General features: G+C 42.3%; 22 protein-coding genes. 10 read left to right on the top strand and 12 right to left on the bottom strand.

Annotated features, from left to right (window positions below; genetic code table 11):
- Window positions 1–103 precede the first annotated feature (103 nt).
- A complete protein-coding gene (locus AC3WTB_RS04370) occupies window positions 104–1,480 on the top strand; it encodes an MATE family efflux transporter (protein ID WP_341083480.1) in 1,377 nt (458 codons plus the stop codon).
- A gap of 227 nt (window positions 1,481–1,707) precedes the next feature.
- Here the strand turns inward: AC3WTB_RS04370 and AC3WTB_RS04375 are convergent, their stop codons facing one another.
- The 4 genes from AC3WTB_RS04375 to asnB form a co-directional block, all read right to left on the bottom strand.
- A complete protein-coding gene (locus tag AC3WTB_RS04375; RefSeq protein WP_339209272.1) occupies window positions 1,708–2,547 on the bottom strand; it encodes a phytoene/squalene synthase family protein in 840 nt (279 codons plus the stop codon).
- Window positions 2,540–4,015, bottom strand: coding sequence for a phytoene desaturase family protein (locus tag AC3WTB_RS04380; RefSeq protein ID WP_492333380.1), 1,476 nt, complete (start codon window positions 4,013–4,015; stop codon window positions 2,540–2,542). The genes AC3WTB_RS04375 and AC3WTB_RS04380 overlap by 8 nt, the downstream gene beginning before the upstream one ends.
- Complete coding sequence (locus tag AC3WTB_RS04385) at window positions 4,012–5,529, bottom strand: phytoene desaturase family protein (RefSeq protein ID WP_492333381.1); 1,518 nt, start codon at window positions 5,527–5,529, stop codon at window positions 4,012–4,014. The genes AC3WTB_RS04380 and AC3WTB_RS04385 overlap by 4 nt, the downstream gene beginning before the upstream one ends.
- Window positions 5,530–5,676: 147 nt before the next feature.
- On the bottom strand, window positions 5,677–7,518 hold the full coding sequence (gene asnB, locus AC3WTB_RS04390; protein ID WP_106025290.1) for an asparagine synthase (glutamine-hydrolyzing): 1,842 nt from the start codon (window positions 7,516–7,518) through the stop codon (window positions 5,677–5,679).
- 154 nt (window positions 7,519–7,672) lie between these two features.
- Between asnB and AC3WTB_RS04395 the strand changes: the two genes are divergently transcribed.
- Window positions 7,673–8,200, top strand: coding sequence for a DUF2777 family protein (locus tag AC3WTB_RS04395; protein WP_126682040.1), 528 nt, complete (start codon window positions 7,673–7,675; stop codon window positions 8,198–8,200).
- A 38-nt stretch (window positions 8,201–8,238) separates the two neighbouring features.
- Here AC3WTB_RS04395 and AC3WTB_RS04400 read toward each other — a convergent pair whose 3' ends face one another.
- The 3 genes from AC3WTB_RS04400 to AC3WTB_RS04410 form a co-directional block, all read right to left on the bottom strand.
- A complete protein-coding gene (locus AC3WTB_RS04400) occupies window positions 8,239–8,607 on the bottom strand; it encodes a YisL family protein (RefSeq protein ID WP_034282135.1) in 369 nt (122 codons plus the stop codon).
- 92 nt (window positions 8,608–8,699) lie between these two features.
- Window positions 8,700–9,605, bottom strand: a complete 906-nt coding sequence (locus AC3WTB_RS04405) for a fumarylacetoacetate hydrolase family protein (protein ID WP_064498271.1) — start codon at window positions 9,603–9,605, stop codon at window positions 8,700–8,702.
- Window positions 9,606–9,731: 126 nt separating this feature from the next.
- Window positions 9,732–10,379: a CotG/ExsB N-terminal domain-containing protein gene (locus AC3WTB_RS04410; protein WP_082672261.1), complete on the bottom strand. Its 648-nt coding sequence runs from the start codon at window positions 10,377–10,379 to the stop codon at window positions 9,732–9,734.
- 205 nt (window positions 10,380–10,584) lie between these two features.
- Here AC3WTB_RS04410 and AC3WTB_RS04415 point away from each other — a divergent pair, with 205 nt between their 5' ends.
- From AC3WTB_RS04415 to AC3WTB_RS04450, 8 genes are all read left to right on the top strand, one after another.
- On the top strand, window positions 10,585–11,679 hold the full coding sequence (locus tag AC3WTB_RS04415; RefSeq protein WP_492333382.1) for a CotH kinase family protein: 1,095 nt from the start codon (window positions 10,585–10,587) through the stop codon (window positions 11,677–11,679).
- Window positions 11,680–11,801: 122 nt separating this feature from the next.
- Complete coding sequence (locus tag AC3WTB_RS04420; protein ID WP_039177669.1) at window positions 11,802–11,963, top strand: aspartyl-phosphate phosphatase Spo0E family protein; 162 nt, start codon at window positions 11,802–11,804, stop codon at window positions 11,961–11,963.
- A 127-nt stretch (window positions 11,964–12,090) separates the two neighbouring features.
- Window positions 12,091–12,312, top strand: a complete 222-nt coding sequence (locus tag AC3WTB_RS04425; RefSeq protein WP_024425506.1) for a spore germination protein — start codon at window positions 12,091–12,093, stop codon at window positions 12,310–12,312.
- 14 nt (window positions 12,313–12,326) lie between these two features.
- Complete coding sequence (locus AC3WTB_RS04430) at window positions 12,327–12,560, top strand: spore germination protein GerPB (RefSeq protein WP_003210877.1); 234 nt, start codon at window positions 12,327–12,329, stop codon at window positions 12,558–12,560.
- Between the two features lie 30 nt (window positions 12,561–12,590).
- Window positions 12,591–13,205 (top strand): spore germination protein GerPC, encoded by a 615-nt coding sequence (locus tag AC3WTB_RS04435; protein ID WP_047202343.1) that lies wholly within the window; start codon window positions 12,591–12,593, stop codon window positions 13,203–13,205.
- Window positions 13,202–13,378: a spore germination protein GerPD gene (locus tag AC3WTB_RS04440; protein ID WP_003210893.1), complete on the top strand. Its 177-nt coding sequence runs from the start codon at window positions 13,202–13,204 to the stop codon at window positions 13,376–13,378. Before AC3WTB_RS04435 ends, AC3WTB_RS04440 begins: the two co-directional genes overlap by 4 nt.
- Window positions 13,378–13,809 carry a spore germination protein GerPE gene (locus AC3WTB_RS04445; protein WP_024425504.1) on the top strand — a complete coding sequence of 144 codons (432 nt, stop codon included), beginning with the start codon at window positions 13,378–13,380 and terminating at the stop codon, window positions 13,807–13,809. The genes AC3WTB_RS04440 and AC3WTB_RS04445 overlap by 1 nt, the downstream gene beginning before the upstream one ends.
- A gap of 22 nt (window positions 13,810–13,831) precedes the next feature.
- The gene (locus tag AC3WTB_RS04450) at window positions 13,832–14,050 is read left to right on the top strand and encodes a spore germination protein (protein ID WP_003211468.1); all 219 of its coding nucleotides are present in this window, start codon (window positions 13,832–13,834) and stop codon (window positions 14,048–14,050) included.
- 47 nt (window positions 14,051–14,097) lie between these two features.
- Here AC3WTB_RS04450 and hlpB read toward each other — a convergent pair whose 3' ends face one another.
- The 5 genes from hlpB to addB are packed head-to-tail and all read right to left on the bottom strand — an operon-like array spanning window position 14,098 to window position 26,202.
- Window positions 14,098–14,397, bottom strand: a complete 300-nt coding sequence (gene hlpB / locus AC3WTB_RS04455; protein WP_039177660.1) for an HNH nuclease-like protein HlpB — start codon at window positions 14,395–14,397, stop codon at window positions 14,098–14,100.
- A gap of 19 nt (window positions 14,398–14,416) precedes the next feature.
- Window positions 14,417–17,812 (bottom strand): AAA family ATPase, encoded by a 3,396-nt coding sequence (locus AC3WTB_RS04460; RefSeq protein WP_492333383.1) that lies wholly within the window; start codon window positions 17,810–17,812, stop codon window positions 14,417–14,419.
- Window positions 17,809–18,984 (bottom strand): exonuclease subunit SbcD, encoded by a 1,176-nt coding sequence (sbcD, locus tag AC3WTB_RS04465; RefSeq protein ID WP_410559731.1) that lies wholly within the window; start codon window positions 18,982–18,984, stop codon window positions 17,809–17,811. Before sbcD ends, AC3WTB_RS04460 begins: the two co-directional genes overlap by 4 nt.
- A 26-nt stretch (window positions 18,985–19,010) precedes the next feature.
- Window positions 19,011–22,715: a helicase-exonuclease AddAB subunit AddA gene (gene addA / locus AC3WTB_RS04470; RefSeq protein ID WP_492333384.1), complete on the bottom strand. Its 3,705-nt coding sequence runs from the start codon at window positions 22,713–22,715 to the stop codon at window positions 19,011–19,013.
- Window positions 22,693–26,202 carry a helicase-exonuclease AddAB subunit AddB gene (addB, locus tag AC3WTB_RS04475; protein ID WP_247544379.1) on the bottom strand — a complete coding sequence of 1,170 codons (3,510 nt, stop codon included), beginning with the start codon at window positions 26,200–26,202 and terminating at the stop codon, window positions 22,693–22,695. Before addB ends, addA begins: the two co-directional genes overlap by 23 nt.
- Between the last annotated feature and the right edge of the window lie 8 nt (window positions 26,203–26,210).

Here is a 26,210-nt window from a genome sequence, read left to right on the forward strand (position 1 = left end):
TTATGAAGTCGTATTTCTCCAATAAGTTTCGGTTTCATCTCTTCTTATTATAGTCGATGCAAGGTACACTATAAATCGGATTTATACGAAAGGGGGCTATGTGATGAAATCTCAAACCCTGTCATATGAAAAGGTTCAAGCCAAAGATGAGAAAACGCACCCTTCATTATTTGCATTAACTTGGCCTATTTTTATCGAAATCTCTTTATATATGCTCATGGGAAGCGCTGATACACTTATGCTCAGCCAATACTCTGATAACAGTGTGGCCGCAGTAGGTGTAAGCAACCAGCTCCTGAATTTATTAATTGTCATGTTCAGCTTCATTACAACAGGAACGACCATTGTGATTGCGCAGCTTCTAGGAGCTGACCGCAAGCAGGAAGCGACTCAAGTCGCCTATGTCTCACTAGGGACCAACTTCTTGATCAGCTTTGTCATTAGTCTCCTCATGTTTATGTTAGCTGTTCCAATTCTGCACATGATGGGCTTATCAAGTGAACTCATGCCGGATGCGGCGGTCTTTTTACAAATTGTCGGGCTGCTTTCTTTTATTCAAGCACTTATTATGACGTATAGTGCTATTTTAAAAAGCTACGGATATACAAGAGACACGATGTATGTCACCATCGGAATGAATTTGCTAAACGTTGCCGGCAATTATTTGGTCATCTTTGGTCCGTTTGGCTTTCCGGTATTAGGTGTCATGGGTGTTGCCTTTTCAACCTCGCTGGCTCGATTGATCGGATTGATGGCGATGATTCTCATTGTCCGACGCCGAATTGGATTGCGTTTTTCGCTGAAGAGCATGTTTCACATCCAGCGGACGCATTTAAAAAAGCTGCTGAAAATTGGCATTCCATCTGCTGGAGAGCAGCTTTCTTATAACGGCTCTCAAATGATCATTACATTGTTTATTACATTTATGGGGACGCAGGCTTTAGCAGCAAAGGTCTACACTCAAAATTTGATGATGTTCATTATGTTATTTGGTGCAGCGATTAGCCAAGGGACACAGATTTTAATTGGGCGCCATATTGGAGCGAAAGAATTCGATGCGGCCTACCGCAGATGTATGAAAAGCTTATACTGGGCCATTGCGATCTCTCTTCTTTCTTCCACTGCTTTATCTTTATCATCGACGCATTTGCTTACGTTTTTCACTAGCAATCATGAAATCATTCAAATCGCCGCCACACTTCTCCTATTGACGATCATTTTAGAGCCGGGACGCTCTTTTAATATGGTCATTATTAATTCATTGCGGGCTGCTGGTGACGCGAAGTTTCCAGTGTATATGGCGATGATTTCAATGTGGGGAATTGGGCTTCCGATCGCTTACTTGTTAGGCATTCAGCTTGAAATGGGGCTCATCGGGATTTGGATTTCTTTTATCGTGGATGAATGGGTCAGAGGCATCTTTATGTATAGGCGCTGGCGTTCCAGAGTATGGACGGAGTATCGTTTTTCTTCCACATAAAAAGGACTGCGGGGTGCAGTCCTTTTTAGATTGTTGACAAAGGGCTAAAATGATTTTGATTTTAGCCCTTTGTCTTCTTTTCAGCGTGATAGAAAACCTTTGCAATCTAGGAAGGGCGAGTACCGGAGTGGAGCGAATTTAACATTCGTGAGCACCGGAGCGCAGACCTGACAACGAATGCGAGGGTTTGTCTACACGCTGAAAGGACTGCGGGGTGCAGTCCTTTTTTACGTAATATCTTCTAAAATAAGTGCTTTTTCCTGTTTTGAAATAAATGCTCGCTCTGTAAAGACGCGGTATTCGTTTTCTCTTGTTTTATCTAAGATGGCTTTATAAAAGTGGGCTGCTGCTTTCACCGGTATACGTGAATATAGCGGGAATTCATGAAGATGGTCAAAAAACTCCTCGTAGTATGCCTCTGCCTCAAAAGCAATGTACTCCCAGACGTGCTGAAAAGCTTGATTGACAATCCCTTCCTTCAATTCTTGCTCTGTGTACCCGAATTGATCCATCACTTGCTTTGGCAAATAAATGCGGTCTCTTTCAGCCTGATCTTCGCCGATATCTCGAAGAATGTTGGTTAGCTGCATAGCGATCCCTAACGAAATGGCTGCTTCTTTTAGCTGCTCTTTTTTACGCGGTGCAATAATGGGAAGGAGCATGAGTCCAACGGTACTAGCAACATGGTAGGAATAGATGAGCAGTTCATCTAACGTTTCGTATCGCTGCTGCTCTAAATCCATCTCCTGTCCTTGGAGCAGGTCACGAAACGGGGCTTCATCCATCCGAAACTCTTGAAATGTATGCTCTAGCGCCACCCATATCGGATCATTCCGGTCTACCTCACCTTTTAAAAATTGATCAAACGTCTTCCGAAAGGATGCAAGGTCCTCTTGTGGCGAAGGCGACTCATCTACAATGTCATCTGCTCTCCGGCAAAAGGAATACACGGCCCAGACGGCCTGTCTTTTCTTTTTAGGCAGCATGGAAAAGGCCCGGTAAAACGTTTTTGAATGGGTTTGAATGGTTTCCTCACACACTTTTAATGCTGTTTGTACATCAACCACTTAGTTTCACTTCCTTTCTATCATTCAAATCTTTTAGTAGTACAGAAGTCATGAGCTTCGCACTTTGCATCACGATCGGCACCCCGCCGCCCGGATGGATGGAAGCACCTGCCGCATAAAGATTGTCTGTCTCACTGACCTTCACTTGCGGGCGGAAGACACCTGATTGAAACAAATTAGGCGCAAGTCCAAAGCTGCCGCCTTCAAACAATCCTTCTCGCAAGGAATCATTTGGTGTCCTGACCTTTTGCCAGACAATCGACTCTCGCAATCCCGGAAAACCTCTTTTTTCAAGGACACCCACCATGTTCTCGACAAAATCTGTCTCCTCTTCCCAGTTGATATGATCTCCTGAAGGAACGGGAACGAGCATGTATAGAACACTGCAGCCATCTGGGGCAAGAGATGGATCAATGATCGATGGATTAAATGTATAAAATGACGGGTCTTGAGGAATCGTTTTCGTTTGAAAAACCTCTTTCATATGCTGATCAAAGTGTTCTCCCATAAAAAATTGATGAACAGGTGCTTCATGATACATCTTGTTTAAACCAAGATACACCATCACACAGCCAGAGGACGGTACGTATTTTCGGCGATCTTGTTCGTCTAAACCAAACTGTTTTAGCGCAGCTGGATAATCTCCATTGATCACAAATGCATCAGCGGCAACATGTTCATCATTCACTTTTGCTTTGACTGCCCGTTTTCCCTCAAACTCAAATTGCGTGACTTCTTCATTTTTTCTTACATGCACACCCATTTTGATGAGCTGCCCTTCCAATATATCTACTAAACTTGCATAACCGCCTTTTAAATAGTAAATTCCATGTGCGTGCTCACTATATGAAACAAGCGAATAAATGGCCGATGCTTCATACGGGTTTCCCCCAACATAGAGGGTTTGAAGTGCGTATGCATCTCGCAGGCGTTCGTCTGAGAAATATTTTTTCAGAGCGCTTTGTACCGTTCGATATGCCTTTAATTTCATTAAAATCTTCATATTGGCTTTTGTAAAAAATGTACGTTTTTCGTGAAATGATTTTTCTAGAAAAGCTTTCTGCCCTTCTTGAAACCGGTCCGTCATTTCTTCCATAAACCTCTGGAACCCTTGATCTTCTTTTGGAAATACACGTCTGATTTCATCTAGCTGACGACGTGCATCAGAGTATTTCGTATAGGAGGTTCCATCTTGATATTGAACTGTGTACAGCGGATCAAGCTGCAACAGATCAAGAGATGATTCGTCAATACCTACCTCATGTAAAATGCCTTTTAACATGTCAGGAAGTAGGACAATGGTCGGACCTTCATCTACTTTATATCCTTTCTCACGTACAAAAGCAAGTCTCCCGCCAAGCCGTTCATTTTTTTCGACAAGGGTGACATCATGTCCCGCTTTTTTCAAATAAAGCGCTGAGATCATTCCGCCAATACCGCCACCTGCAATCAATATATGTTGTTTCATGAGGCGCTCCCCTTTTCTTGATGCCGCATTGTTTTGTGTGAATGTTTCTCTTTTGAAAGAATGGCATTTGTCGTGATACGCGCTGATTCTAAAATGGTTGGCAGTCCGCTTCCTGGATGTGTTCCTCCTCCAACGAGCCAGCAGTGCTTTAATTCATCAAATTCATTGTGCGGCCTTAGAACCATCATCTGCGTCAGCTGGTGGCCAAGGTTAAATGTAGCTCCTTCATATACGTAAAGGTCTTCCTCCCATTGCTTCGGTGTGATCATCCGCTCAACTTCTATATGCTGTCTCACATTCTGAAAGCCGGTTTTCCGCTCCAATGTATCCAGCACAAGCTCTCTAAATTCATCTTGATGCGCTTCCCAGTCAATACCGCTTTGGTTATTGGCAACTGGAGCAAGCACATAAAGAGCTGATTTTCCTTTTGGAGCAAGTGAGTCATCGGTTACACTTGCATTTTGAATATAAATAGACGGATCATCTGGCAGCTCATATGTTTTCGTAATGCCTTTGACGAATCTAGCATAATCATCGGAAAAAACAATGGTATGATGCGGTTCATCGTACATGGTATCCAATCCTAAATAGAGCATAAAGGTAGAGCATGAGAATTTTTTCTTTTTTAGTTTTTTCTCACTGTATTTCTTTAAAAGACCTGGCTCGACAAGCCTTGTCATCACATGTGCAAAGTCTCCATTGACGACAACCTCATCTGCTTGTATTTCTTCCCCAGATTCTAAACGAATGCCTTTTACTTTCCTTCCCTCCGTGAGCAGCTTGTCGACGCCAGCTGACAGATGAATCTCTGCTCCAGCTTCAACCGCCGCCTTTGCCATCGCTTCTGATAGCTGATTGACACCGCCCTTCGGATGGAAAACACCTGAGTCATGTTCCATAAACGAAAGGATCGAGAACGCACCAGGGCATTCCCACGGCGACATTCCTAAGTACTTTGATTGAAATGTAAAGGCATATTTCACTGATTCATTCGAGAAATAGTCTGACAGTACATCATACAAACTTTTATTTAGCGAAAGCTGTGGAAGTGCTTTGATTACCTTCGGGCGAAGGTAATGATGAAAGCGGTCCATTTTACTTTGTAAAATTGGTGTGAGCCGATCCATTTTGCGCTTTGTATCCTTCATAAATCTTAGATATCCTTCGCCCTCACCAGGTGCAAAGGCTTCTAATCGTTTGTACATTTCATCGCGATCTCGAATCATATCCAGCTGATTGTCTTGAAAAATTAATCTATACATCTCTTTTAATTCAATCACATCGATATAATCATAAAGATTTTTACCAGCAAAGGTGAACAGCTCCTCTGCAATATGAATCATGCTGAGAAAGGTAGGACCTGTATCAAACGTGAAATCACCAAGCTGAAACTTAGCATTACGTCCGCCGACAAAGGACTGTTTTTCGTATACATGAACTTCATATCCTTTGCTTTGAAGCATCATAGCTGCCGCAAGTCCCCCTGGTCCCGCTCCGATCACAATGATTTTCATTATCCTTTTTCCTCCAAATTAATTCACTTTAAGTTAATTATACAAATTAGAAAGACTAGATCAACTTTTGATGTGCTCAAAAAGTCTCATGTTATGTATCAAAAAAGCCGGCTTCCTTTCAACAAGTACAAGAAAGCCGACCCTTTATTACGCTTCTATATCAATTCGATACGTTTCAAACCAATGATGAATCTGTGCTAGATGGGCAATCAACTGCGGGCCCTTCATGAGCTGGCCATACCAAGGCACATGAAAGGAAGCTCCTTCCGTTTCAATCAGCTGCTTTAATTGATGTGGATCTAAAAATTCGTGAAGTACAGAATCTTTTTGCACGAGACAGTTTGTTAGCATCTCTTTCACAGCCTGAGTATAGGCTGGATGATGTGTTTTCGGGTAAGGACTCTTCTTTCGATAAAGCACTTCATTCGGTAAAATTCCCTCTAATGCTTTTCGCAAAACCCCTTTTTCACGATTTCCATGCATTTTCATTTCCCAAGGAATATTCCACACATATTCGACAAGGCGATGATCTGCAAATGGCACACGTACCTCAAGACTAGCACCCATACTCATTCGATCTTTTCGATCAAGCAGTGTTGTCATAAACCAGATCATATTTAAGTAAAAAAGTTCTCTCCGGGCTTTATCGACTCCAGTTTCTCCATCTAAAAGAGGCGTTTCTGCCACCGTTTCTTCATATTTGCTTTGTGCGTATTCCTTAAGTGACAGCTTTTTTTGCCAAGAGTCTTGCAGGAGCTGCGTTCTTGCTTCTGTCGATCTCATCCAAGGGAAACTATTTGTTTCATTTGCCATGTGAAACCAAGGATAGCCGCCAAAAATCTCATCAGCACACTCACCTGATAAACCAACAACGAAATCCTTTTTAATTTCTCGGCAGAATATAAGTAAAGAAGAATCGATATCTGCCATCCCAGGTAAATCTCGAACCTCAACAGCTTCCTTCAAATAAGCAGCCAGCTCTTTTTGACCGATGATACAGTTGTGATGATTCGTTTGAAACGCTTTGGTCATTTGATCAATCCATGGGCCATCAGCATTCGGCTGGAATTGACTTGCTTCAAAGAATTGATCATTTTCTTCGTAGTCAATGGAATACGTATGAAGCGGTGCTTTCCCTATTTTCTCAAAGTGCTTAGCGGCAATGGCAGTAATGGCACTAGAATCGACGCCGCCAGATAAAAATGTACATACAGGCACATCAGAGACAAGCTGTCTTGTCACAGCATCTGTAAAGAGATGCTTAATGTGCTGTGCGGTGTCATCAAGTGAGTCAGTATGCTCCTTGCTTTTGACATTCCAGTATCTCCACACGCGCAGGCCGTCTTTTGAAAAGGTCAAGGCATGTGCAGGTCTCAGCTCTTTTACCCCTTTAAACACTCCTTGGCCTGGTGTTCTTGACGGCCCTAAGCCAAAGATCTCCGACAGCCCTTCATGATCGACTTTTGCTTTGATATCAGGGTGAGCAAGAAGTGCTTTAATCTCTGAACCAAATAAGAAGGAATGATGACGTTCTGTATAGAAAAATGGCTTGACACCGAGCCGATCTCTCCCTGCAAATAACAATTCACGCTCACTATCCCAGATCACAAATGCAAAAATGCCATTAAAATGGGAGACACACTCTTCCTTCCATTCTGTATAGGCATGAAGAAGAACTTCTGTATCAGAATGCCCAAGAAAGCGGTGCCCCCTTTTTAACAATTCTTTTCTTATATCCTCCGTGTTATAGAGCTCTCCATTGTATACAATCGTATAAGCATGGTTTTGATGTGTATATGTCATCGGCTGCTTTCCGCCTTCTACATCTACCACCGCTAACCTTTTATGCCCGAAAAGAACATGCTCACTTTTCCACGTATTTGTATCATCTGGCCCTCTTTTAGATAATGTATCTGTCATTTGATTGATTACATGATCCTGTTGGATGAGCTGCTTTTTAAAGTCTGCCCAGCCTGTAATTCCACACATCATCATCAGCTCCCATCCGTTTTTCCTCAAGTGTTCTCATTCAGCCTTTCTTAGTTTATGCATCGTCTCCTTGATAGTTGATTTGTCCTTTTTTCCCGGCGTATAGGACAGGCTTGATTTGGTAAGAAAAGAAAGAGGAAAGGAGCTTTTGCAAATGGAGAATCGAATGAAGCAGCTTGAACGCTGCAGCAGAAGATGGTGTAACGGGTATTTGCTCATTGAAAACGGACATTGTCTGATTGAAGATGAAGAAGGAGAGATCATGCTGCCAGAAAGTCTTCAAAGCACAATGATCTGTTTGAAGGAAAATGACCGATGGACAAAAGGAGAATTGCTTGGTTCCATGGTTCTTCATGAAAACGGGCAGCTAATAGAAGTACAAGGAGGAGAAAAAATTCAATATACGGCGTCCCTTGCCAAAGGCTGGCTCGATCTTCTCATGTTCGTACCGGAGAACGTCTTTGATCACATCCTTGAGCAGGTAGAGCAGCTTGGTTTTTCCGTCTATGATTGTGTCTTCTCTTCCTTTCATTCATTGCAGCGCGTCTCTTTCTTTCAGTTTTCGGCAGATACGCAATCACTTGCACTTCAATGTCACCATGACCCTGCCTCCAGTCACATTCGTTTTGAATGGACCACTTCAGATGGACAACGGATCGTTTCACAATTTGATGCCACATAAAAAGGACACTGCTTCGTATAAGCAATGTCCTTTTTATATTAAAAGATATGGAAACCGATCGGCAGACGTAAACCGAGAAGAATGGTCACAATCGCAAATACGATAAAACCAATCAACACACCAGTCACCGATTTTCCTTTTTTCTTGCGCACTAGGACCATTTCCATGAAACCGATCACTAGGATACCGAGAATCATTTTTCCGATATACTCGCCCCCGAAACCTGGAATTTTCATTCCTGTGCGAACATACAGCTCTACGCCTGTTGCGATAATGATCAAGTAGAATAAGCGAACGATCATGTGCACAATTTTAGCGCCTTTGTCGTTTTTACCTGCTAGAGCAAAGGCTACGAAGAATAAAATAATCCCCAGCACCCATGCTGTGATATGTAAATGTGTTCCCATTTGTGATTTCCCCCTTTATCAGAACAAGTACCTTCTCATCGTACCACGAAATAAGTCGAACACAAAGCGACAATCCTGTGTCATCATGTGCTTTATTTGACGTGATTTGTCAGCGTCCCAATCGGTTCAATCGTGATGTCAATTCGATCTCCAGAAGCTAAAAACTTAGGCGGTTCAAAGCCCTTCCCTACCCCAGAAGGTGTACCTGTTGCAATGATGTCACCAGCTTCTAGCGTCATCCCTTTTGAAAGAGTGGAGACGATGTTCTCAATTGTGAAGATCATTAATTCCGTACTGGCAGACTGACGAACCTCTCCGTTTACCTTTGTTTCCACATGGAGCGCACCATGATCCTCGATCATTGATTTATGAACGATATAAGGTCCTATCGGGCAGGTTGTATCTAAGCTTTTGCCAATGAAAAATTGTTTGTGTTTTTTCTGCAAATCTCTTGCCGTCACATCATTTAAAATGGTGTAACCGAATATATAATCTTGTACCTCTTCAGGAGCAATGTTTTTCCCTGATTTGCCCATCACGATAGCAAGCTCTCCTTCATAATCCAATTCACTTGTCACATCTTCATGAAGAAGAATCTCATCTTCGTGTCCAATGACAGAAGTAGGTGCCTTTGTAAAAATCATCACGTCTTTAGGAATATCCGCCGCACTTCCCATTTCCATAACATGATCTTGATAATTCTTTCCGACACACATGATGTTTTTAGACGGCTTTGGAATCGGGGCATGGAGTTTCACGTCCGAAAGCGGATATACATAAGAGCCGCGGTCTTCTTCTTTTTTCTCAGCCCAATCAAGAAGCTGCCCCACATGTTCTACAAACTTGTCCCCCATTTTGATGCACTCAGATAAAGAGTTTGGCAGTGTCTCAAGCTCAAATAATTTGGCTTCTGCCTTTTTGACGTCCATCACCCATTCATCATCAATGACTACCCCAATAAACATGCTGCTATGTATCTCACCTGTAAAAAACTTCATGTCTTCCCCTCACAATCTTCATTTCGCTAAGTTATGATGTCTCATTTTATTTCTCTATGAAATAAAAAAAACCCTTTTTTATCATACTCTCTTTTAAAAAGGGTTTCAAAAATGATGATTGAATGCCTAGCGGAAACGGCGGTATTCCCACATATTTCCTTGGTCCCATTTACGCTCAACATTTCCTGTTCTTTGAGAACGATGCTTTTTCTTTCCACATCTATGGCAAGATCGGCTGCGTTTATGGTGATGAGAACGTTTAGATCGATGACTGCGGCGTGACTTGCGGCTCTTCTTATGATGGGATCTGTGCTTGCTGCGATGTGACTTGCGGCAGCTTTTCTTATGATGCGATCTGTGCTTGCTGCGATGTGACTTGCGGCAGCTTTTCTTATGATGCGATCTGTGCTTACTGCGATGTGATTTGCGGCAGCTCTTCTTATGATGCGATCTGTGTTTGCTGCGACATGACTTTTTCGGTTCGCTCTTTTTGCTTCTGCAAGATTTTTTGCTTTTATATGACTTTTTACTCTTCATGCTTTTCTTAGAGCGATAACTTTTCTTTGAACGATAGCTTCTGTAGCTTTTTTTACTACGGCGTGATTTACGGCGTCCACCACCGCCAAAGAACCAATGACCGCGATTTGAATGACGAGAACGAGCTGACTTATGCGAACGTTTCGATTCTGGTTCACGATCTAAGTGATGATCACGTCCCTCACTTCGAAGTGAAGCCACTGCATGTTCAATGTGCGAATGATCAAATGTACTCACGAACAATTCCCCTCCAGTCTATGCTTCGACAAAACAAACAGACAAAGCTGTTTATCTTCTCTGCTTTATGTTACGAGACTCGGTAGACAAGTGTTCGTGACGAATGCCTCTTTCCTTTAAAACTCCATGAATACCTACCAGCCGGTACAGGACATTCCTTCACTTTCATATTGTAAAGAAGAGCATATAGGAGGCTGATGAACGTATGAACACGGAACCTTTAAAACAACTTGATATGTGGATTCATCCAAAGGACCTGATTGAACTAAAAAAAGACATTTGGAACGATGAACCTGTTGAAGCTATTCTGAAAACAGGCCAAACCAAATCACATATTTATGCTTCATACCGCGGTTCACACATTAGAAAGCTTAAGAAAAAATCCTATCAAATTGAATACCGAAAGCCAAAACAAAGACAAGGCGAATCCATCTTTCATTTAAATGCAGAGTACAATGACCCTTCGTTTATCCGAAACAGACTATCTTTTTATTTCTTTGAGCAGATGGGGGTGCTTAGTCCAGCCGCTTCTCATGTGTTTCTCACCATAAACGGAAGAAAAGAAGGCATTTATTTGAAAATAGAATCCGTCGATGAGTTCTTTCTTCAAAAACGGCAGCTTTCAGGAGGCGGCATTTATTATGCGGTTGATGACGACGCGAACTTCTCCCTTTTGAGTTCTTTTGATAAAAAGCCAAAAAAGCACCTTCTTCTCGGATACGAGAAAAAAACGGGGATGTCTCAACATGATCAGCAGCTGAGTGAATTTATTTACTTTCTCAACACAGCAAGAGATGACACTTTTGCAGAAAAAATTGAACAATACCTAGATGTGACACAATATTTCCGCTGGCTCATCGGTGTGGTATGCACACAAAACTTTGATGGTTTTGTTCATAACTACGCTCTTTATGTGAATGAACAAGGACGGTTTCAAGTACTTCCTTGGGATTATGATGCAACATGGGGTCGTGACATTCATGGTGAAGAAATGGCGTTTGATTACATCCCAGTAAACGGCTTTAATACATTAACTGCTAGATTACTAGATATCCCTTCGTTTAAAGAAGCCTATTACACACTTTTCCAGCATGTACTCGATACACATTTTGTAGAAGACCGGCTCTGCCCAATCATCGAGAAATGGCATGAATCGATTGAGGACCGAATTGGAGATGATCCATATACGAAAGATCGAAAAGACATCCTGCCATCTGAACGAGACTTAATCCGGCAGTATATCAACAAAAGACGACGTTATTTACAGGCTGAGATCAGAAAAGAGAAATTTGGCACGTAAGAACACTTTCGAATTTTGTCACTTTATTACTCATATTGACGAAACAGCTTTTTTTATAGAAAAATAGGGTATACTAACCATATCCTTCTATTTGATAAAAAATGTGAGAGTTGGCGTCCGTTATGATCAATTATGAAATTGAACAAAAAAGATTACATTTAATTGAGACTGCAAAAAAATTCGGGATGAATGCCGAAGAAACCATCAGATGCAGTCAAGAGCTTGACATGCTCTTAAATAAAGGCATCAAATCCACCTCTAAAGATTGCTCAAAAAAAGGGTAAGCCATACATCTAATTCCTCTCATGAAAAGCTTTCAAAAAGACAATCACACATTAAAAGACCCATCATAAGCTATGGTGAAACGCCCAAAAACAAAGTGCCCTAATTTTATAAAGGATGTGCACCGCTATGCCGGCTATTGTGGGAGCCTTTAAAGTAAATGCCGTCGGAACGAGCGGAGTCGTTCATGTTGGAGACTGTATCACCATTTCTCCAAATAGTCAGGTTAAAACGTTTGCTGGCGCAGGCAGTTTTAATACAGGTGATCAATTGCAAATTAGCAACTACAAAAGTGTGACAAATACGTACGACAGTGATGTCATAGATCAACCGCTTGTTGGTAACTTGTAAGGAGTGAGGATCCGTTGAACTTCTATATTAATCAAGCGATACAAATTAATTATTTACGTGTGGAGTCTGTAAGTAACTCCTCTGTTCTGCAAATTGGGAGTGCTGGATCCATCAAAGCCCTTTCCAACCTGTATAACACGGGAAGCTACGTAGAAGCAGCGCCTGCCGCAGCAGGTACACAAGGAATTGAAGAATCTCAAGGCGCAAGCACAGCACCTTTTGTACCGCTTCAGTCACCAACAACTTAAGTCATCTGCAATCCCCGGAGGTGTAGGTAAATGTATGATTATCAGAGCAACGCTTCACAAGTATATGGCATCATTCAAAAACAATCGCAACAAATCATGATGCTTGAAAAAAGGCTTAACGAGCTTCAGCAGGAAATGCAAATGATCAAAGATAAACCGACAACGAATATAGAACGGATTGATTATCAATTTGATCAACTGAAAATCGAACGGCTGGAAGGGACGCTGAATATCGGCCTCAACCCATCTGATCCAAACAGTGTTCAAAACTTTGAAGTGGGCCAAACAACAACCCCGGGAATTGGAATGATGCAGCAAGAAATGGCTGATCAATTTTTCAATCAAACACGGCAGCTTGTCGATGCATTTCTAAATGAAGAAGCTCCAGAACTTCTTGAAGAACTAGAGCAGCGATATGAAGGGTCCCTCGATGAAAGCAACAAACACCATATCATTGAGGACATTCGCAAGCAAATTGACAGCAGGATCAAATACTATGCGGGACAGCTGCCACACCGGGAAGATATGACACCGTTGCAGCGTTCAGAGCAAATTGCTGAATATGTGAAGCATGATGTAAAGCGGGCGATTGAGCACTTTTTAGCCCATATTCCAAGTGAAACGAAAGGAGAGGAAAACGGATGAATTTCACAGTTGTCAACCGCAATATTGAGACCGGAAGCATTAAAGTAGTCGGGGTATCATCTTCTTCCTTATTTATCATCGGGGACACAGATCATGTACAATTATCCTCAATTTTCGATACACCGCCAGAATCTCTGATTATTGGCCCGTTTGTTCCTCTAGCACCTCGATAATGATCAAGCGCACATCTCAAGTGAAGTTCTCAAAGGTGAATTCTGTCGGGATTTCGAGTGTGGTTCAAATCGGTGATACTCAGGAGCTATGCCCGAAAGTCAAGGTGTTAGCTGTTCAACGAACCATTAGTTTGTTTTATGGCTATGAAGCAGAAAATTTAGATGCGAAAGAATTTGAAGTGTATTATGAGCCTATTCCATTGATGCTGCCAGAACGATCAGTGAGAACAGCCTTTTACCACGAAAAGCCTGTGATTAAAGTGTCTTCCATCCATGTAGAAGGGGTATCATCGTCCTCTGTCTATCAAATCGGCTCTACTTGTCGAATGAATGGCGTTGCGCGAGTGAAGCATATTAGGGAGCTATTTAGCAATGATGAAAGTCCGCAAAACTCACAAATGGACCTACCTGCGCATATGATGGTGATATGACTTCGAATAAAGGATGTCGATTATGCCAGCAATTGTCGGACCCATTTACATTAACTCTATTTCTGGAGGCGTCGTAAACGTCGGTGACTCATTCTACCTGTCGCCTAAAAGTTCGTCAAAATCTGCTTTAGGCTCTGGAGCGGGGAATACCGGAGATTTCTTGATATTAAATAATGGCATTAGCGCCACCAACTATGTGGATCCTGACTTAAATGATCAGAATATGGTAGGCAATGCATGAAGCAGCTCCTCTACACCCATTTCAAATAGAGGAGCGCTTTTTTATGCTTATTTCTTTCTGCGCTGTCTCGATTTTTTTGTTTTAACCAGCTTGCTTGCCGGCTGTTTCCGAATCCATTTGATGTACGAAGCAAGCTTTTCATCCTGCCTCAGTGCATCAATTGTGTTCAAACGTGCGGCAAGCTCCTGGTTTGTAAAAAGGGCATGTACTTGTTTATGACAAGGGATGCACAAGAAGGCAGTCGGTAAAAAAGCACCACCCTCTTCTCTTGGCGTTAAGTGATGTTCTGTGAGCAGGACATCTTGTCTTCCGCACAGCTCACATAATCCAATTGTTTGCTTTGCCACCGTGTCATCACCTCAATATTTACATTAATTCCATTGAGACTGTTGTCCCTTTCCCGCTTGGATCTGCTGGATGGACAATCAGTTTCTTCGGCAGCCGCATTTTCAATTCTTCCACATGGCTGATGACACCAACAGCTAAGTTTTGGGATTGTAATTTCTCTAATGCGGTAATGACCGTGTCAAGCAAGTCTTGATCAAGGGTACCAAAGCCTTCATCAAGGAAAAAGAATTGCAGCGGAAACTCACCTCTCAGCTGAATCTGCGCTGAAAGAGCTAGTGCAAGCGCAAGCGACGTCAGGAAGGTTTCCCCGCCGGACAAGCTGGACACTGGACGTCTGACACCGCCATTCGCATCATCGCGCATGACAAAGCCGCCTTCTGAATCCACCTCAATCGCATACCTTTGTCTTGTCAAAATACCAAGACGGGCAGATGCATCACGACTGACACTTTCCAGCTGTTCTTCTGCTAAGAACTCAACAAATGTATTTCCTTTAAACACGGTTTGCAGCTTATCAAGCCGATCAATTTCTTGCTGCAGCTCCGCTAAGCGTTCATGAATACTTGCAAATCGCTGGTGATTTTCTTCCGTCACACGCAGATGTTCATAAGCAGAGCCGCTCATCACTGTTGCTTCTTCTAATGCCTTTTCTGCCGCTTCTTTCCTCAGTTGAATATCAGTCCACTGCTCTTCATCTAGTGACTCATCTTTCAGCAGTTCAGAAATTCGCTTTAAGTTTGCGGCACATTGCTTTCTTTTATCCTCAAATTCATCAATTTCTTGTTTAACTGATTGACGTACTGCCTGATTCAGGAAAGCAGATGCAATCTCTTGAGGCTTATCAAAAGGAGAAGACTCCGATTCTTTATCCCATGCTGCTCGTGCTTCTTGTTTTCTTCGTTCAGCCTCTTGAAGCTGACGCTCACTGCTTGAAAAATAGCTTTGTGCCTGACTAAAGAGCTCCTGCGCGTGCTGTAATTGCTTGAACGATTGCTGTTCCATTTCATTGAGACGAGCAAGCGTGTGTTCAACCTCGATCAGCTCTTCAGAAATGGAGACAGCTTTTAATGGATATCGCCCTAAATCTGTTTCATATTGGTGAATGAGCTTTTGCTGACTTTCCAGCTGATGCGCTAGTTTATCAAGTTCCTTCTCCACATCGTATATGGCTGTTTGCAGCTGTTCTTTTGCCTGCTGTTTTTCTTCCAAAAATGAAATACTTTTCTCAATCCGCTCTTTATAGCCTTCCGCTTGCTGGTCCTTTTCATCTATCTGCTTTTGTATCTCTTGTACTTGATGCACTGTAAAGTCCGGGAAGGCATGTTCAAATTGAGATGTTTGCTCTGAAAGCTCAGATTGAAGCTCCTTGATCAGCCCGTCTAATTCTTCGATACGCTGCTGTTCAAATGTCATTTGATCTTTTATCTTGTTTATCTCTGCTGCTTGATCATGTGTTTCATCCATTAAACGAGCTCGTTTACGATCAACTTCTTGAATATCTTGTTTCAAGCCTTTCCATTCTTGCATGAGATACTGCAAGGACTCCGGATTTTGCACTGCTTCTACTGCTGCTGCCACTTCCGCACCTGGAGCTTTCTGAGATAAAAAGGCAAATTGTTTTACTAATTGATTAGCGTGCGTTTCCAATAGCTGCTTTGCGGCATACATGTCTCTTGTGTATTCCTCTGCCTGCTTAAGCTCTGTGTCCATCCGTTGAATCACTTCATCGATTTGTGCCACTGTTTCTTCATGGTCATTGTTTTCCAATGCCTTTGGGTCATGATGAATCGATCCACAAACAGGACATGGCTCACCATCTACAAGCTCTGCCGCTAATTCTTTTCTTAATTCCGCCGCCCTAACAGCATCACGCTGTTTTAATTTTTCGAGCTTCTGACTTTGTTCTCTTTTACTCCATTCTGTAAAAGCCCGTTCGAATTCACATACATAGAAATAGAGCTGTTCAATCGCTTGAAACGATTGGTCTATTTTTTCATGATGGTCTTTTTGCTGTTTTTGAAGCTTTTCAAATGCTGCTGCGGTCTGTGTTGATCGCTTTTTGAGCTCCTCCATCTTTTGTTCTTCCTTGTGTATGCTTTGATGTATTCTTTGAACATTTTCGCTTAATCGCAAAGCATCCTGTACACTTTTCCGTTCTTTTACAGAGACTTGTAATGGCTCCAGCTCACGCTTCAGCTGTGTTTGTTTTGCCAGTGCACGTTCTAACAAAGATTGGAGGTTGTCTGCTTCTTCTTTTTTTTGTAATAATTGCTGCGCTGTATTATTTTTTCTCTGTTCGATTGCCGTCTTTTCCTGAAGAGCCTCCTCTTTTTTTCGTTCAATTTCCTTTAGCTGAATCAGCTGCTCTTTCTTTTGGAGAAGTTCCGGCTCAGTTTCTATTTTCTTTTGTCTGGCTTGCTCATAGTTCTGCGTCATTTGATCATAGATCGTTCGTTGATGCAGAAGCTGATTTTCTGCTTCCTGCTTCTCTTTTAATGCTTGAGAAAGCTGATTTTCAGCCTTTGTTAATGCATCCGCATAGGGCTTTAATGCCTCTGCCTGCTCAGCAATATGAAGCTTGGCCTTTTTTTCTTCCATTGATGGTGCCAGTTGATTCAGATGGTTTAGTTCCGTCTCATAAGCTTCTTGTTCTTTTTGATAATGCCAAATTGTTTGCGCCTTTGTAAAAGCAGTGAACGCCTCATCCCGCGCTTGTTTTTTCTCATGAAAAATAGCCTTTGCCTGCTCTGCCGCTTCCTTTGCCTTTGCGAGCGCCTCTGGACCAGCTTCACCTAAACCATTCAGCTCAGCAAGCAGTTCATTTTTTTGTCCATACTGATTCTGCGCCTTTGCACGCAAACGTTTGACGAGCTGATCCCCATACTTTTCCAGGTTAAACAAACGCTGAAGCATTTGTCGTCTATCGGCTCCTTTTAAGGAAAGAAATTCTGCAAACTTCCCTTGGGGCAAGACAACCGCACGCGTAAAATCATCGATGGTTAACCCGAGTAATTCCTCTATTTTACGATTGACCTCACTCGCTTTATCTGCAAGGACTGTCTGCGTATCACCAATTTCAATCAGACGGCATAGTGTCGTTCTGACTTTCATTTCATCCGCCCGCTTAAAAGCACGTTCGACTTTATAAGAAATATGATGTTCCTTCTGCAAAGCGAACGTAAAGGAAACTGACAGTTTCTCTTCCGCTTGGTTCAAAATACCATGTGTATTATTTAATGCCCGTTCCACTTTGCCATAGAGTGCCAGGGTCATCGCGTCTAATATGGACGATTTTCCGCTTCCTGTCGGTCCAAAAATGCCAAACACACCTGCATCACATAATGAGCTAAAGTCAATTGTTTGTTCTTCTCTGAAGCTATGAAGTCCTTTAATGGTTAGCGTAATCGGCTTCAAGTCGCTTCCTCCTCTTGCATTTCATTGGCGAGCTCCAAAAACAGCTTAACTGTTTTTTCATCAGGAAGTCCGCCGCCTGTCTGGCGCTCATAAAATTTCACGAACCGCTCTTCGATCGAGAGCTTTTCGATTTGCTTTTGTTCTTCCAATTGCTGCAGTTCTTTAAATTTTGGTCTAATATGGACAAACCCGCTATGCTGCTTTCGGAGCTGATGGATCTCTTCTATAGAGAGCTGATCTGTTAAATGAATCTCTAAATCAATCCATGCCTGAAGATCCCGTTTTTCATCCAGCCACTCGTGTACTTGACTTAGTCCCTCTGTCGCCTTCCATTTCACAAGTGGTTTTCCGCTTGATAACAACACTTCTTTCCATCTTGCTTTTTCATTAGGTTTTGCTTCAACAATCGTGACTGATTTGGCATATCCTGATTCAGAAAAGCTGTAAGCAAGAGGTGATCCGGAATAGCGGGCGATCGTTTTGGCACGCTTGATGGTTTGCGGCCGGTGCAAATGACCAAGGGCCACATAGCAGGCTGCTTCTGGCAGACTTTCAGCCGCAACGGTATATGCACCGCCTACTTCAATCGGTCTTTCTGAATCTGTTTGACTTCCTCCTGCCACATAAATATGGCTCGTCGCGATATTGACCGTATCGGCTTGAAATTGAGTGCTTAAATGCTGGAATGCTTGTTGTATTTTTAAATTGTAATGATCACGAAGCACTTTCTCTTCAAATGTTTCAGCCAGTACCTCGTTTAGTCTCGCTTCAGACGGATAAGCGAGTGCTGCAATGGATAAACGTTCACTCGAAGAAGGAACATCGACGCGGATGATATCATTTGTCGGATATCCAATTAAATGAATCCCCTGATCATTTGTTAAAGGAGATGCGGCGGATAGTCGATCCGGATTATCATGGTTGCCTGAGATGACCACGACCTGACGTTTTCCTTTATCAGATAAGGCGGATAGACTTTCATAAAAAAGCTGCTCTGCTCTAGCAGGCGGATTCACTGTATCAAAGGCGTCTCCAGCCATGACAATGACATCAATGTGTTCGTCTTTTACGATTTGATACAGCTCATCTAAAAACTGTGCTTGCTCATCAAGCCGGCTTCGACCTTCAAGGGTTTTTCCTAAATGCCAATCCGCCGTATGCAGAATCCTCATGTGATTCACCTCTCATTCCGATACATTTATAATGAAATTTCTAAATTCCCGTCAAAGAAATAAAGAATTTTCTCCTCTAATGTTCTGTTTGTTAAACGTTCTACTGCTTTTGCATATAACGCTATTTGAGTTTCATAGCGTTTTTTCAATATAGGCACAGCTGCTTCAAGGCCGCCTGTAAATCTGCCTTGCACTCTATCGGTTTTATAATCTAGTAAATATAGCTTTCCGTCCGTTTCAAATAAACAGTCAATCATCCCTTGAATAAGGACAGGCTCCCCCTCTGCATCAATATGGCTGTATACCTCTTTAACAGGTAATACCATACTAAATGACACTTCTCGTTTTACCCAGTCCGCTTTTCGCAGCTTTTGACCAATAGAAGTAGAGAAGAAAGCTGCAATTCCTTCTTGATCAATTGACTGGACTTGCTCATTTGTTAGCAAGTCTCGCTGCTGTAAGGAATCGAGCAGCTGCTGTATACGTGAATCATCGTAGGGCTCGTCAGAAGGAAGCGCAATATGCTGCATGACTGTGTGCATTGCGGTGCCTTGCTCTGCGGCAGTGAGTGCTTTTTTCTTCATGAAAGCCGGCCGGTCATACAACGTGGCACGAGCTTTTCGAAGAGAAGAAGGAACACTGTACTCATCCTGTATTTCTTTCATTCTCTTTATCTCGGAAACAGACTGCTTTGTGCCGACTTGTGAGGCCGCTAGATATGGGTATCTCCATGAAAGTCTCTCTGCTACTTTCTCATCAGCATCACCATATTCTTCAACAGGCAGCCCCTCCATCAAAGCTTGTACCACCTCGTCTTGCTGCTCCTTTTCAAGTGACATATCTTCTTTTAGAAGATCGGAAGCTTGAGTAAATGAGATTGTGAATGCTGATGGATGCGAAAGAACAACATCACCTGTTTCTTCTAAAATAGATGACATTGCTTGGTGACGGATGAGAGCAGGACCAATAAAATCTAAGTATGTTTTCGATTGATAACGTTCAAAATCAGGGAGCAGCCAATCTTCTCCGGTTGCAGCATTTTGCCATTTGCTTAATGCTTTCACCTGATTTTTGACAGAGCCGACCAGAAATAATTTTTCCTTAGCCCTTGTGAGCGCCACATATAGAACTCTCAGCTCTTCAGATAACAGCTCTTTCCTCATCTTTTTTTTCATCGCTACAAGCGGTAATGTTGCATAACTAATTCTCAGCTCGGGATGGATATACTTGCTTCCAAAACCTAGCTCTTTATCAAGTAAATAGGACTGGTTTAAGTCCATCATATTAAAGTTTCTGCCGAGTCCTGCGGTAAAGACGATTGGAAATTCTAACCCTTTACTGCTGTGAATTGTCATCATGCGAACAACATCTTCTGTTTCACTGAACGTTTTTGCCGCACCAAGATCATCTCCACGCTCCTGCATTCTTTCGATAAAACGAAGAAAACGGAACAGCCCTCTAAAGGCAGCTTTTTCATACTGCTTTGATCGATCATAAAGAGCGCGGAGATTCGCCTGTCTCTGCTTGCCTCCAGGCATCCCGCCAACGTAATCTAGATAATGCGTATCGCGGTATACTTCCCAAATCAATTCCGCTACTGAATGATTCATCGAGAAATCACGCCATTTACGCAGCAACCTGAAAAACCGTTCTAGTTTTTTGCATGTAGGGTGATCTGAATGAGTCACCCTCATAAATGCCTTCACAGCATCATAATAAGTGCCTTTTTTATCACTCGTGCGAATCAGTGCCATTTCATTTTCGTCTAAATGGACAAGTGGTGATCTTAATACAGCTGCAAGCGGGATATCCTGATATGGATTATCGATGACTTTTAACAGAGAAAGAATGACAGACACCTCTGTTGCTTCAAAATAACCGGAAGAAAGATTCGCATACACAGGGATTCCCTGTTTCTTCAATTCCTCCATCATTTGCGGGGCCCATGGCATAGAACGAAGCAAAATCACAATATCCCGATACTGCAAGTTACGGGTCATTTGCTGTTTTGCATCGTACACTTGAAATGGCTGCTCCACCAATTCTCTTATTTTTTTAGCAATGACTCTCGCTTCAAGCTGTACGGTCTCTAGTTCTTCTCGCTCTTCGTCAGTTTCTGCTTCCTGTTGATCTAAATGGACAAGAAGCATTTCTGTCGTTGTATCTTCGCTTTCTGGATAACTCGCTCCAAGCTTTAATTCAGCTTGTTCATCATATTCAATTTCTCCAACTGTTTCCCCCATCAGCTGTTTGAACAAAAAGTTCGTACTGTCTAACACATCTGAACGGCTGCGGAAGTTTTTATTTAAATCGATTCTCTTCCCTGTTTCTTTGCCGTCTGGTGTAAATTGTTTATATTTGTTTAAAAAGAGCATGGGCTCAGCCAGTCTAAAGCGATAAATGGACTGCTTTACATCACCAACCATAAACAGGTTGCCGTCTGCGGCATGTCCCCCTTTAGATACAAGTTTTAAAATCGTTTCTTGTACAAGGTTTGTATCTTGGTATTCATCAACGAGCACTTCTTCAAACTGCTGTTGATAGTACTTGGCCGCTTCTGTTTCGATCAAATTTCCTTCCGCATCCTGCTCTGCTAAAATGCGTAAGCAATAATGCTCTAAATCCGAAAAGTCCACGATTGATTTTTCTTGCTTCGCTTTTTCGAAACGCTGTCCAAATTGGATGACAAGCTCCACAAGTGTTTCGACCACCGGCTTCATTTCAGCTAAGCTTTTCAAATGCTGGGCTGGACTGCGCATAAAGTATTCATCTTTAAGTTTTTCTAATTGTTTTTTTGCTTGATTGCGTGCATCTGTGGCTTTTTCTAACAGCACAGGGTCATATTCGTCCCCTTTACATGTTTTGAGCCTTTTAAAATTGATGTTTGGCAAAAGCTCGTAAAGCTTTTCAAAATCATTTTGGTGCCTGATTAATTCATTGACTTGCTCTAAATCATCTATAAAATTTTCTGCTCTCGGTGCCGGGCCGCCCGGTTCTTTTGATAGGGCGAGAGCTCGTTCGAGTAGTTCGAGACAGCTTCGAAAAACGAGAGAAAGATCCTCTTTGATATATGGGTAAAACGGTAATTGTTCTACTTTTGTTTGAGCATCTACATCATAAAGAGAAAGAAATGCCCTCATCCATTGCTCAGGTGAAGGGTGAGATCTGGAAAACTCATAAATTCTCTTCACAAGCCATTGCAAGTCTAAATCATGGCGGTCAGAAGTATAGCGATCAACCAGTTCAAAGAACGATGGCTTTCCAGCCTTATATTCATCCTCAAACAGTTCATCTAACACTTCATCTCCTAATAATTCTCCTTCTGTTTGATCAGCCAACCGGAAGCCTGGATCAAGGTCAATTTCATAATAAAAGGTGCGCAGAACCTGCAAACAAAAGGAGTGCAAGGTAGAAATATTGGCACGATTCATGAGCGACAGCTGTCTTCTCATATGAAGGGACCCGGGGTTTTTCGCTAATTCCTTTTCAAGTGCTTCTGTGATCCGATGCTTCATCTCTGCCGCAGATGCATTTGTGAAAGTCACAACGAGCAGACGATCCACATCAACTGGATCTTCTGGACGGGTCATTTTTCGAATCAGCCGTTCAACCAAAACAGCTGTTTTACCTGACCCTGCTGCCGCCGCAACAAGGATATCTTGTCCTTCTGAAACGATGGCTTCCCATTGGTCATCCGTCCAAGTACTGTTATTCGGTTTTGGTATTTGCATACTGATCCCCTTCTTTTTTGATCCGGTCTATCACAACATCATCCTTTTCAGATGATAGCACTCTAAATTCATTATCCTCTATCGATTCATCAAATTGGCAAATAGACTTAAATGAACAAAAGCGGCATGGTGTTTGATCCTTCAATTTATATGGATTAATGGCTACTTCACCATTTGTAATTCTTTCGCCTGCTTCTTCAAATGTGCGCCGAACGTGCTGTGTGAGTATATGGAAATGATCTTCACTTAAAACAGCAGAGTCAGAACGGAAAGATCCGTCCTTTTTCAAACCGGCTTGAATGACTTGTGATCTTCCTGATTCAAGCGTTTGATCCATTAGCTTTACCGCTTCTACATCTTCAAGCAATAGACCTTTCATTTTAAATTTCTTGAATATTTCCTGCTCAATTTCATCCTCTGCAAGCGGAATCGGTGCTTGAATAAGCGGATCATGGATATGGAAATATAAAATGCCAGCTGGCGTTGCTTCTACACCGAGCCATTCCTTCGAATACGTAATGGTTAAATCTAAGTAAGTGAGCATTTGCAAGGCCAGCCCATAGTATACCTCTGCTAGATCAAGACCTTTCTCACTCGATTTGTAGTCGACGATTCTCAACAACAGCCCTTTTGAACCTTCTGCTTTATCTACGCGGTCAATTCTTCCGACAAGCTCCATCGTGCAGCCATTTTTCAATTGAAAAGTAAACGGCGGAAGAGGTCCTTGGCCGCCAAACCCTAACTCAAGTCCAACGGGAGAAAATCCACTCACTCTTGCATGCTCACTTAAGATAGAAGAGACCCGAATCAAGATTTTTTGGAGTTTTTCTTTAATATAAGCATGCCGATTAGAGCTTAAGAGGATTTCCTTTTGAAGACGCGGAGCAAGCTGTTCGATTGCATGTCTTGAATAGTTGACACAGTCATCCTTCGTTAAGTTTTTCCAATCCTTTTTTTGTTCAACAAGCGTATCTGAAATATGCTTTAAAGCCGAGTGAAACAGCTGGCCGATATCGGGTGCTTCCAATTTATAAAATTGCCGGTCCTTTAGTTTTAACCCGTGGGAAGCAAAGTGAGAAAATGCACACGCATTGAATTTCTCCATTCTTGAAACACTGCCTTGAATGTGATCACCGTAAAGTTCTTTTGTGACGTTTGGTTTTAAGCGCTTTGCTCGATTTGTAAAAAACAAACTCGACAAGATGTTTTTTGATACATCCCGATGAGTTGACGTTATCAAATAATTATAAACACTCCACCATACACCACTGATGGGATATTGGTTGAGCCATTGCTGCAGCTGCGAGACAGTATACGATAACGAGACATGCTCATTCGCTACAAATTTTAATTGCTCCTCGTCATCCAGCTGTTCCGGGTCTAACACATACAAAGCATGCTGATGATTTGGCATAAGCTCCTGACAATACTTGATAAGAGTTGAAGGCAATAAAGAGCGCCCCTCTTCATCTGACACTGAATAAGACAGATACAAATGATGAGATGGACTCGACAGCGCCTGGTAAATTAAAAATTGCTCATCTAGCAGCCGTTCCTTTCCTGTCTCTGCCAGCTCTGCTCCTGCTCGCTTTAACCATTCCCTGTCATCCTCAGACAAGACACTTTCGTCAGAAGGGCGTGCGGGAATAACGCCATCATTTACCCCAATGATAAACATACACTTCACTTGATACATTCTTGATAAATCCATACTTCCGATAAATACTTGGTCGAGTGAAGGCGGAATTAAAGCGAATTTTAAAGAGGCCAATCCTGTATCCATCATTTGCTGGAATAAAGGAAATGAGAGCTCCTCCTCACCGAGCATTTCAACAAATTCATCCATTAATTGAATAACAGCATCCCATACTTGTCCATGCTGCATGGCTTCAGCTAATCTACCTGCTTCTTCTGCTTCCAGCCTAGCTTTTTCAAGTTTATCTGGCACTTGTATTTCCTCTAAAAAGACATAGACTGCCTCCACCATGTCTTTTACCTTTTGCGCTTTTTTCAGCCTTTTTTGCAATTTGAAAAGCGGAGGTGCAATCCATTCCTTTACATCATTCAGCATCTGTTCCATTTCAATTTCTTGATCTGTTTGTCCAAAATCCTCATCTAAAGATTGGAATCGTCTGTAGTGGAAACGGGAGCCGTTTGTCCAGCGTTCTCCTTTTACACCATAAGCAATACAGTAGTTTTCAAGCTGATCTGCCTGTTCTCTCGCTTTGTTTTTGGCAAGTTCGAGCGGAAATAAGAACTCTGTTTTCACGCAGCGAAACACGGCCTCATACCGCCAGTTTCCTTTTATGACATCCAAGCTCGAACGAATCAATTCAATGAGCGGATGATACTGCATTGATTCATTTCCATCAATAAAAAAAGGAATATCGTAATCTCGAAAAACCTCTTTTAACGTATCTTTATAGTCATCTACATGCCGCGCGACAACTGAAATATCTCGCAGTCTAAGTCCTTCTTCTCTCACTAAATGAAGAATTTCTCTCGCTACTCCCTCAATTTCAGCTCGTTTACTCGCACTTTTAGACACTGTGAGATGAGGGGTTACTTCCTGATATGGCTGCACCGGTCTCTGCTCATATTGGCGTTCTAAATAAGCAAGATCTGGCGTATGAAGATGCCGGTTATTTCTCTCCAAAATGTGCTCAGAAATGGCCGCTCCGCACTCTTTAGCAAGCTGATAGAGCTGGAAATACGTTTTACCAGTCATACGAAATAAATCAAGTTCATTTGGCTGCTTATCATGGTAGGAACGATCCACTGTGAACGCAGCCGTTATTTTCTCAGCATGAAGCAGAAGCTGTTCAATGACGAGAAGCTGCTGCGGTGTAAATTGATAAAAGCCATCTATATAAATATGTGCTCCTTTTATTTCTTCAGATAGAGGAATTTGCTGCGTGAGAAGCGTCAAATAGTCTTCTGAGTGCACATATTCATCTTGTAAATGCTGCTCCATCTGCTGATAAAGAACATGCAGATCATGCAATTTTTCGCCTGCCCGTCTTTCTTCTGTATACTCTGAATGCATGCTCGATAATGAAATTTTTTCAATATCCTCCGGCAACATGCAGTATCTTTTGAACTCAGCCATCGTCTTTTCGATTTGCTCGACAAACCCTGGCTTATCACTCGCTTTTTTGAATACCTTAAACTTTTCTTTCTCTTCTTCAATTACTTTTCTTAAAAGCATTTGAATTCCTGTGCTTGTCACAAATTGCCGGTTCGCTCCGCCAGTCTGCTGTAAAATAGACCAAGCAAGACGCGTGAAACTAAATACTTTGGCCCTGATCATCCCGCCAGCTTCAGACGTTTTTGCAAGCTCGTACTCCATTAAGAATGTCATTTGATCCGGGACTAAAAAAATGATTGGCGGACCCAGCGGATCTAGCCGAAGCTGTTCTTTGATTTCCTCTAAGATTGCAGTCGTTTTTCCACTCCCCGATCTGCCTGCTAAAAACTGAATCTCCACGCTCCACA

The organism is Bacillus sp. EB106-04-04-XG123, from assembly GCF_058791855.1.

Excerpts from the sequence above, each read along its gene's own strand:
- AC3WTB_RS04420 (WP_039177669.1), top strand. The coding sequence starts at position 11,802 with ATGATCAATTATGAAATTGAACAAAAAAGATTACATTTAATTGAGACT.
- AC3WTB_RS04435 (WP_047202343.1), top strand. The coding sequence starts at position 12,591 with ATGTATGATTATCAGAGCAACGCTTCACAAGTATATGGCATCATTCAA.
- AC3WTB_RS04380 (WP_492333380.1), bottom strand. The coding sequence starts at position 4,015 with ATGAAACAACATATATTGATTGCAGGTGGCGGTATTGGCGGAATGATC.
- AC3WTB_RS04400 (WP_034282135.1), bottom strand. The coding sequence starts at position 8,607 with ATGGGAACACATTTACATATCACAGCATGGGTGCTGGGGATTATTTTA.
- AC3WTB_RS04395 (WP_126682040.1), top strand. The coding sequence starts at position 7,673 with ATGGAGAATCGAATGAAGCAGCTTGAACGCTGCAGCAGAAGATGGTGT.
- asnB (WP_106025290.1), bottom strand. The coding sequence starts at position 7,518 with ATGTGTGGAATTACAGGCTGGGCAGACTTTAAAAAGCAGCTCATCCAA.
- AC3WTB_RS04405 (WP_064498271.1), bottom strand. The coding sequence starts at position 9,605 with ATGAAGTTTTTTACAGGTGAGATACATAGCAGCATGTTTATTGGGGTA.
- AC3WTB_RS04370 (WP_341083480.1), top strand. The coding sequence starts at position 104 with ATGAAATCTCAAACCCTGTCATATGAAAAGGTTCAAGCCAAAGATGAG.
- AC3WTB_RS04440 (WP_003210893.1), top strand. The coding sequence starts at position 13,202 with ATGAATTTCACAGTTGTCAACCGCAATATTGAGACCGGAAGCATTAAA.
- AC3WTB_RS04425 (WP_024425506.1), top strand. The coding sequence starts at position 12,091 with ATGCCGGCTATTGTGGGAGCCTTTAAAGTAAATGCCGTCGGAACGAGC.
- addA (WP_492333384.1), bottom strand. The coding sequence starts at position 22,715 with ATGCAAATACCAAAACCGAATAACAGTACTTGGACGGATGACCAATGG.
- AC3WTB_RS04450 (WP_003211468.1), top strand. The coding sequence starts at position 13,832 with ATGCCAGCAATTGTCGGACCCATTTACATTAACTCTATTTCTGGAGGC.
- AC3WTB_RS04385 (WP_492333381.1), bottom strand. The coding sequence starts at position 5,529 with ATGAAAATCATTGTGATCGGAGCGGGACCAGGGGGACTTGCGGCAGCT.
- AC3WTB_RS04445 (WP_024425504.1), top strand. The coding sequence starts at position 13,378 with ATGATCAAGCGCACATCTCAAGTGAAGTTCTCAAAGGTGAATTCTGTC.
- AC3WTB_RS04415 (WP_492333382.1), top strand. The coding sequence starts at position 10,585 with ATGAACACGGAACCTTTAAAACAACTTGATATGTGGATTCATCCAAAG.
- sbcD (WP_410559731.1), bottom strand. The coding sequence starts at position 18,984 with ATGAGGATTCTGCATACGGCGGATTGGCATTTAGGAAAAACCCTTGAA.